The organism is Ruegeria sp. O6 (assembly GCF_056535045.1).
Genome location: NZ_JBQERM010000030.1, coordinates 1 through 8,369, shown reverse-complemented (window position 1 = coordinate 8,369; position 8,369 = coordinate 1). Strand labels below are relative to the sequence as shown.

Here is an 8,369-nt window from a genome sequence, read left to right as displayed (position 1 = left end):
GTCGCACAAGGGCCTCAACAATCGAGCTGAAAACAGCCCCCTCCCATTCCGAAAGCGAGAACGGACGATGCCAGGATACCGATCTCGAGGAGGTTTGCAGCGGTTCGTAACCACCCATCAGCCGGCAGAAATTGCTTCCGCGTCCCGGCACGTCGTCGCTCCGCACAAACAATCCGTTATCACCGCCTCGAGGCATTCGAAGCCTTGAATGCTGCCACTCGAGCCGCTTGAATCCCGACCATCAGCATTCCCTCGTCGACCGGACGTTAACGTGACAACACCGTTTCGGATACTGCGCACCTTTGAAATAAATCATGGACTGGTTCTCGAGTGAATACACCGGCGACCGTTCACCGTCTGCATTCGAGCGCGTCAATAGTCAAAAGTTTGCAACAGAACCCTTTACGGTGCCCGGCCAAATCACAAGCCCGGCCCTCTTGGTCAACTACTCTGCTGCGTCCGAAACCATGGTTTCTGAGTATATCCCTTTCACACGTTCCTTTGTCGGATCAAAATGAGGGAATGGAACGATCCTGGCTTTCAGCCGTTTTTGTTGGCCGTCCAATTGCCCAATTTCGATGTCTGCCCCAATTGTCGCGTGGGTAACTGAAATCCGACCCAAAGCGATGACTTTCCCTAAAACGGGTGATTTCATTGCGCTGGTAATCGCTCCAACCTGCGCCTTTCCGACGCGGACGCAGTCGCCGGGTGACGGGACGACGCCGCCTTCGATTTCAAAACCAACCAGCCTTCGGTGGGGGTGCGCCTTGCGTTCTTCGATTGCTGCCCGCCCGATGAAATCGTCGGTTTTTGATTTCAGCGGCACGGTAAAACCGATGCCGGCTTCAAACGGGTCCGTCTGGTCGTCGAATTCTGACCCGGCAAAGATCAGGCCCCCTTCGATCCGCAGCATATCAAGTGCCCCAAGGCCCAGCGGCGTGATCCCATAATCCTGACCAGCCTCCCAGACTCGGTCGAAGATTTCCACTGCATCTTTGGGATGGCAGAAGATTTCATATCCAAGCTCACCGGAATACCCTGTTCGGGAGATCACGACAGATGTTCCGCGCACATCTCCGACCCGTGCAACGGTCAGTCTGAACCATGGAAGTTCGTCAATCGTTGGTTGCTGTGGGGGTGTCCAGAAAATTCTGGAGAGAATGTCGCGACTGTGCCGCCCTTGAACCGCGATGTTGTGCAGCTGATCCGTCGAATTGCGAACCCAGACATTCAAGTTGCGTTTTTGCGCTTGTTCCTGAAGCCACAATCCACTGGTGTCATTCCCGCCGATCCAGCGGAAGTTCGTCTCACCCAGACGATAGACGGTGCCATCGTCAATCATCCCGCCGTGCTCATAACACATTGCGGTATAGACGACCTGACCGACGCTTAGCTTTTTCATGTTGCGGGTCACGCATAGCTGCATCAGCTCTTCTGCATCGGGTCCGACAACCTCGTATTTACGCAAAGGACTCAGGTCCATGACGGCAACCTTGTCCCGACAGGCCCAGTATTCAGAAATCGCACCATGATTGGTCATCGTGTTCGGCAGCCAATAGCCGTTATACTCGACGAAATCACGGGTATGCCGCGCAAAGCAGTCGTGAAAAGCAGTTTTCTTGGTTTCTTCCACATCCGCCTCCGCAGATTTTCTATAGCCGTAGGATCGTTGAAAATCCTCGGTCGCTTTGTACGTTCGCACCTGAATATCGGTCGGGTTCCACCCGTTTGCCGGATCGATGTCGCAGGGACATGCCGTGCTGATGCAGACCAGATCGGTCAGCGCGCGCAGCAACACGAAGTCACCCGGTCGCGACCAGGGATCGTCCATGCCAATGGCATTGGCGTCATCCAGCATCGTGTTGAAAAAGAAGTTGATCGCAGGCCAGCCGCCGCGCGGCTTGATGCCATACTGGTCCAGATCTTTGTTAATATTGTCCGAACAGTTTACGTGGCCGGGATAGCCAAGGTCTTCGTAGTACCGCGCCGTACAAGCAAGGCCAAACGTGTCATGACGACCGCAAGTGTCCTGCACGATTTCGATCAAGGGTTCCTGATCGACGGACCAGTATTTCGAAAATATCCCCGGTTGCGGATACAGGCTGCCCATCAGGCTGCGGGTCGTCGTCGGATCGATTTCGCGCTCGATCCCCTGATCCAGCGCCCGGCGGCTGAAGGCCTGAAAATCCGAGCATTCGCGGCCGCGAATATCCAAGATCTGGATGAATTCTCCAGCTTTGACCTCATAAGATATGGCGTTTCCCGGTTGAATGTTGATGTCCCTGAGAGGGTCGGCCAACGGCTCAGGCGCGCCAACACCCGGCTTTTCCAGACCCGGCGCGGAACGCTGAATATAGAGGATGATATCCGTTGGAGGGTTGTTGTTTTCCGGGCGCATCGCCTCGCCGGGTGCGGCGACGATCAGAAGACCATCGCTTTCCGCCACGAAATGCACCATGTCGCCGGGGCGCGAGCCTTCGACAAAAGCGCGGATTGCGTCGCCCTGCCCGATGTCAAACCCCGCAGCCTCGAGCGCGCGCAGAACCTTCCGGCCCGAAGCGGAACCGTTTGCCAGCGTTGCGATCACCCCGTCGGGACACCCGTGTCCCCGCGCGCCGAGCATCGCCGCGTCCGAGCTTCGGTCGGGGGCAAAAAATACCATCTCAGCGGGCTGCATTCCATCGCGATCCAGCAATGTGATCGTGTCCCCTTTGGACACCGGAACGGCGCGCGATCCCATTGCGGGAACCGGATGGCGTTCTGTGCCATGCGGCAGGATGGGCAGACCAGGAGCCAGCACCCCGCTGCGTTCGAACGGTACCTCAAACAAGGGTTTGACGTTCATCTGAACAACTCCGGTTAATCCAGCCCCAAAGCGCGCTTGCGCTTTTCGGCCCAACTGCTGATTGCCATATCAAAGGTCAACGCCATCAGAGACACGTTCAGACCCAGTACAAAATTCTTGCCCAATTCGGTGCCTGCCAGGGTTCGCTGCAATTCCTGCCCCAGATCCTGCGTGCCGATGAACGCGGCGATAATGACCATGAAGAACGCGAACATGATGGCCTGATTGAACCCGACGGCCATGGTCGGCAGCGCCAGTGGAAACTGTACTGACATCAGTTTTTGTCTGCGCGTCGAACCAGACATATCCGCGGCTTCGGTCATTTCCGGCGGCACGCTTCCCAGACCGATGATGGTATAGCGGATCAGCGGCACGGCGGCGAAGATCAGGATGGAAAACACGACCGCCACGTCATTGACGCCGAACAGCATGATCGCGGGGATCAGATAGATGAAGCTAGGGAAGGTTTGCGCAGTGTCGCAGGCCAGCAGGATACTCTTGGACCAGCGTTTGGACCGAGCTGCGACAACGCCCAAGGGGATACCGATCAGAGTTGCCAACACAACCGCTGAAATCACTGTATAGAGCGTGATGACCGAGCGATCCCACCAGCCGGAAAACGCGACAATTGTAAAAAACACCGCAGCATAGATACCGGGTTTGCGGCCTCCGACCCAATAGGCAAAGGAGACAACCAGTAGGATGAACGCAGGTGTCGGAATGGCAAGCAAAGTATCACGAAACGGGATCAGAACTTTGACGTTCAGGAACCAGCGCAGCCATTCGGTTGTCCCTTTGATCACATCGAAGGCCAGAACCGACTTGATCACATCGTCGATTTCCTTTCCCTGGCTCAGATGCTGCTTGCGACCAACTTCAGCCAGGATCGGAAACACTTGCGACAGCAGGGTGAACCCGACGAACAGACCCACTGCGATTAGCGGATTCCGGTGCCGTTTCCACCATGGCGTTCCGCGTTCGAAATGAATGGGCTGCTTGACGACCCAGGCCTTCGACATCCGGTCAAGCATGACCGCCAGAAGAACGATGGTCACGCCGATTTCAAACGAACGGCCAAGTTTGAAGCTGCCCATCATTGCAAGCAACTTGGCTCCAAGGCCTGGCATGCCGATAAAGGCGGTGAGAACCACCATTGCCAGACACAGCATGATCACCTGATTGACACCTACCAGCACTTCGGTGCGGGCGGCTGGGACGTATACATGCCGCAGCATTTGCCAGCGTGTACATCCAGACATCTGGCCGGCTTCGATCACTTCGGGGCTGACTTTCTTCAGACCCAGTGTGGTCATCAGGATCATCGGCGGGATGGCAAAGGTGATTGTTGCCACGGCCCCCGCGGTTGGTCCGACTTTGAAAAAGATCACCGCTGGCAAGAGATAAGTAAAGAATGGCAGGGTTTGCAGAACGGACAGGATGGGTTTCAGCACCCGCTCGAACCGGCCATACTTCCAGGCGGCGATGCCCAGCACCAGGCCCAGCACAAACGCCAGCGGTGCCGCCACTACAATGACAGACATGGTCTGCATGGCGATGTTCCACTGGCCGATTGCAGCGGTCCAGATGAACGTACCCGCACCCAGAGCCGCCAGCCGCCACCCCCCCACGGCATAGCCCACAACAGCAGCGACAGCAGCGATTGCTGACCACGGGATTGGGCCCAGATAAGGCCAGCGGCGCTTGCCTTCGAGCAGGTTGGCCGACATATCCAACAGGAATTCCAACGGGCCTTCGGCGATAAAGCGGGTCACGTAGATCAGACCAAGGTCGTTTTGGATGAAATTGAAGATCGCATCCAGCACCTGCGCCGTCGGCGGGATTGCTGCCTCGGGAATGCGGTTCAACCATTCAGGGAGAATTCCGACCGCCTTGGCAAGGATCAGCGCAAAGGCGGTGATCAGAAGTGCGGTAAGGACTCTGGTGCGCCCCCACGCACCGTCTGCCGTGTCCGGTAATTCGGTGGACAGTGTCGCCATCATTCGGCTCCGAGCAGAACGTTCAACGCGGCATCGCGATCCAGAACACCGGTGACAACGCCAGTTTCATCCGCAACCGGCAGCAGGATACGCTTGTCATTGACCAGAACCCGGGCCAGTTCATGAATGGTTGATCCGCCATTGATCGGCGCGCCTTCAAGGGTATGGCCGTTCACCGGTTTTGCCAGCCCTTTCGCATGCACCACGCGGGCCTTGTCGATATCCTCGGTGAATTTCGCCACATATTCGGTCGCCGGGTTCATCACGATCTGATCCGGAGTATCGCATTGTTCGACCGCACCGTTGCGCATTATAGCAATCCGGTCAGCCAGACGCAGCGCCTCGTCGAAATCATGGGTGATGAAGACGATGGTTTTGCCCAGCATCTCTTGCAGGCGCAGGAATTCATCCTGCATTTCACGGCGGATCAGCGGATCAAGCGCCGAGAAGGGTTCATCCAGAAACCAGATATCCGGTTCGATAGCCAGCGACCGGGCGATACCGACCCGTTGTTGCTGGCCACCGCTCAATTCCCGTGGGAAGTATTCTTCCCGTCCTTCAAGGCCCACCAGCTTGATGACCTCCAAAGCGCGTTCGCGCCGGTCGTGGCGATCCTGCCCACGCATTTCCAGCGGGAAGGCGACATTGTCCAGAACCGTGCGGTGCGGCAGCAACCCGAAAGACTGAAACACCATCCCCATCTTGTTGCGGCGCAATTCGATCAGATCGCGCTCGCTGAGTTTCATGATGTCCTGACCGTCTACTTCGATCGTGCCTCCGGTGATGTTGTGCAGACGCGAAAAGCACCGCACCAGCGTGGATTTGCCCGATCCTGACAACCCCATGATGACAAGCATCTCGCCACGGCCAACCTCGATCGAGACATCCTTGACCCCGGCGATATACCCATCCTCACGGATCTCGTCGAAACTGCGGCCTGCCGGCATGGACTTCAGATAGCTCTCGGGCGAGGGTCCAAACAGTTTCCAGACATTCTTGGCTGATATGACAGGCGCGATGGCGGGCATGGCTGCTTTTCTTTCTTGTTGAGCGCGGCCCTGGATCACAAAACGATCAAGGCCGCGCCAGATTCATTATACGTAGCCGTTATCAACTGCAGGCATTGATCCAGGGGTCAACAACGGCACGGTTGGCGTCCAGCCATTCCTCTGCCGCTTCTTCCGGCTCAAGCTCATCAGTGTCGACCAGCTTTGCCATTTCCGCGATCTGAGGGTTGGTGAAAGAAATCTGGGTCAGGGCGCAATACGCGGCTGGCCACTTGTCTTTCATGCCATCCCAAGCCGCCTTTTTCAGATATCCACTTGCCGGGTTGCCACAATCATACAGCGCGTCCGGGTTCGGACCCTTGGCAGGATCCTTGTCGCAGCCGTCTTCCCATGCAGGGAACTCCACAAACTCACCGGGCCAGACGGCTTCGGCAAAGTTTGGCGTCCAGTTGAATACAAGAACCGGGGTCTTGTCGGCCTCGGCGGCACCAATCTCGGCCCACAACGCTGCGGCGGAACCCGCATTGATCACGGTGAAGTTCAGATCAAGCGCTTCGGCGCGTTCCTTACCATGTTTCAACCAGTCTACCGGACCATCAAGATACCGACCCTTATCCCCGGTCTCGGCCGTGGCAAACAGGTGCGCGCAGTCGTTCAGTGCATTCCAATCAGGCAGGCCCGGGCAGGATTCCTTGGTCCACATCGGGTACCACCAATCTTCGCGCGTGACGGCATCATGATCGCCCGCGTCATGCAAACCGCCCTTTTCCAGCGCGGCCCGGTAGGATGCGCCAAACGCGCCTTCCCAGACTTCCATCTCAAGCGCGACGTCGCCCAAGCGGACCGATTCATAAACCGCCTGGCTGTCGGTGGTGACATATTCGACGTTGTTGCCCATCTCTTCGAAGATCAGACCGACGACGTTGGACATCACGATCTGGCTGGACCAGTTGTGAATTGGAATGACAATCGGGTCGCTGCTGTCTTCGGCAATCGCCCCGGTTCCCGCTACTGCCGCCAAGGTTGCTGCGGAAAGGAGGTTTGTAAGTTTCATGTTCGCTCCCTGAGTGAGGTTCGTTTTTTGTCAAAGGGGCTCTTCCGGCCCGCGAATTTGTGCATTTTGCCTAGAATCGCTCATAATGCAGAAAAGAAATTTGAGGGGCGTTGACCATAAAATCTTGAGGCAAACTCAACTTTTTACTATGTTAACAGTCGGTTGCCCGTTCAGACGGCAACGGGTGACCATGAATGTTTTTGCGTGTGGCCGCGTCCAGATCGGGAAAGATCCTGTAAATGCCAAAGAAAACATCAGTCACAGGGAAAGTCCTTCCTCCGCTTGATTATTTGTTGGCGTTTGAAGCCGCGGCAAAAGCGCAAAGCTTTGTGCAGGCCAGTAAGGTGCTGAACATCTCGGAAACCGCGATCAGCCGCAAAGTGCGCCTGCTGGAGCAGCATTATGATGTGCCATTGTTTGTGCGAGGTCACCGTTCGGTGTCACTGACGCAACAAGGTGCCATTCTGTTGGCAACTGTCGAGAAGTCTCTGGATCAGATGCGGGACGTCAGCCGTGAGATGCTGGCCAAACATCAGGCCAACAAGGTGTCGATTTCCGCGACGAACTCTGTCGCGTCTTTGTGGTTGATGCCACAACTGCACAAGTTCAACAAATCCAACGGTCGTATCCGTATTTCGCTGGTGTCTTCGGACAGTGACGCAGAATGCCTTTCGGATTCCATGGACCTGACAATACTGCGTGGAGATGGCGAGTGGCCGGGATACGAAGCAAAGCTTCTGTTCGGAGAAACAGTGTTTCCGGTTTGTAGCCCCGAGTACCTCAGAAGCAACCCCAATGCGGCAGTTCTTTCCGCGCTGCCGGAACTGGACCTTATTGAAGTCACCAGCAGCCATGCGGAGTGGATGACATGGCGTACATGGTTCAGCGGTAACGGTGTTTCCACCTCAGCGATGGAACAAGCTGTGGCTTTCAACACCTATCCACTGTCGGTTCAGGCTGCCGTCGATGGTTTGGGAATTGCATTGGGCTGGGCCCATCTTGTTGACCCCTTGCTTGAGAGCGGCGCGTTGGTCAGGCCGGTCCAGAACGCTTCGGTGCGAACGCAATCCGGATACTACCTGCTGAAAAGGCCGCTTCAAAAAGCTTTCCCGGAACAGCGCATCGTCGAGGATTGGTTGCTGGGTCTCAGCGCAGGTCGAAAAAGATACGCCTGATCCTGGTCGCAACCCCCGAATCTTAACTTGATGTATGGGAACATCCCTTGGGTATTTAAACTCACGTATTGACCCTTGGGAATATTTATTTACCTTAAAGAAAATTTTGCCCGAATCTGGCCCTGCGTTTTGTCGCTCTGGCCGGACCAATCCAGACTATCTCACGCAGGGAGACCAAACCCAATGAGCTATAAATCCGACATCGAAATTGCGCGTGAAGCGAATAAGAAGCCGATCCAGGAGATCGGCGCGAAGCTTGGAATATCCAGTGATGATCTTTTGCCGTATGGG

At 56.1% G+C, this 8,369-nt stretch carries 5 protein-coding genes and 1 pseudogene; 2 read left to right on the top strand and 4 right to left on the bottom strand.

Annotation, left to right across the window (positions count from 1 at the left end):
- Positions 1-231, top strand: a pseudogene (locus ACR0DY_RS19695) (IS6 family transposase); the annotation flags it as partial.
- Between the two features lie 214 nt (positions 232-445).
- Here the strand turns inward: ACR0DY_RS19695 and ACR0DY_RS19690 are convergent.
- The 4 genes from ACR0DY_RS19690 to ACR0DY_RS19675 all read right to left on the bottom strand — a co-directional run bounded on the left by ACR0DY_RS19690 (position 446) and on the right by ACR0DY_RS19675 (position 6,903).
- Positions 446-2,845, bottom strand: a complete 2,400-nt coding sequence (locus ACR0DY_RS19690) for a trimethylamine N-oxide demethylase (protein WP_480547668.1) — start codon at positions 2,843-2,845, stop codon at positions 446-448.
- Between the two features lie 14 nt (positions 2,846-2,859).
- Positions 2,860-4,842 carry an ABC transporter permease gene (locus tag ACR0DY_RS19685; protein ID WP_480547670.1) on the bottom strand — a complete coding sequence of 661 codons (1,983 nt, stop codon included), beginning with the start codon at positions 4,840-4,842 and terminating at the stop codon, positions 2,860-2,862.
- Positions 4,842-5,870 (bottom strand): quaternary amine ABC transporter ATP-binding protein, encoded by a 1,029-nt coding sequence (locus tag ACR0DY_RS19680; RefSeq protein ID WP_480478516.1) that lies wholly within the window; start codon positions 5,868-5,870, stop codon positions 4,842-4,844. The genes ACR0DY_RS19685 and ACR0DY_RS19680 overlap by 1 nt, the downstream gene beginning before the upstream one ends.
- Positions 5,871-5,952: 82 nt before the next feature.
- Positions 5,953-6,903: an ABC transporter substrate-binding protein gene (locus tag ACR0DY_RS19675; protein WP_480484928.1), complete on the bottom strand. Its 951-nt coding sequence runs from the start codon at positions 6,901-6,903 to the stop codon at positions 5,953-5,955.
- Between the two features lie 239 nt (positions 6,904-7,142).
- Here ACR0DY_RS19675 and ACR0DY_RS19670 point away from each other — a divergent pair, with 239 nt between their 5' ends.
- The gene (locus ACR0DY_RS19670; RefSeq protein WP_480484929.1) at positions 7,143-8,078 is read left to right on the top strand and encodes a LysR substrate-binding domain-containing protein; all 936 of its coding nucleotides are present in this window, start codon (positions 7,143-7,145) and stop codon (positions 8,076-8,078) included.
- Positions 8,079-8,369: the final 291 nt, after the last annotated feature.

What these genes read in the sequence shown, in the direction of transcription:
- ACR0DY_RS19690 (WP_480547668.1), bottom strand. Translation starts at nt 2,845, where the DNA reads ATGAACGTCAAACCCTTGTTTGAGGTACCGTTCGAACGCAGCGGGGTG.
- ACR0DY_RS19685 (WP_480547670.1), bottom strand. Translation starts at nt 4,842, where the DNA reads ATGGCGACACTGTCCACCGAATTACCGGACACGGCAGACGGTGCGTGG.
- ACR0DY_RS19680 (WP_480478516.1), bottom strand. Translation starts at nt 5,870, where the DNA reads ATGCCCGCCATCGCGCCTGTCATATCAGCCAAGAATGTCTGGAAACTG.
- ACR0DY_RS19675 (WP_480484928.1), bottom strand. Translation starts at nt 6,903, where the DNA reads ATGAAACTTACAAACCTCCTTTCCGCAGCAACCTTGGCGGCAGTAGCG.
- ACR0DY_RS19670 (WP_480484929.1), top strand. Translation starts at nt 7,143, where the DNA reads ATGCCAAAGAAAACATCAGTCACAGGGAAAGTCCTTCCTCCGCTTGAT.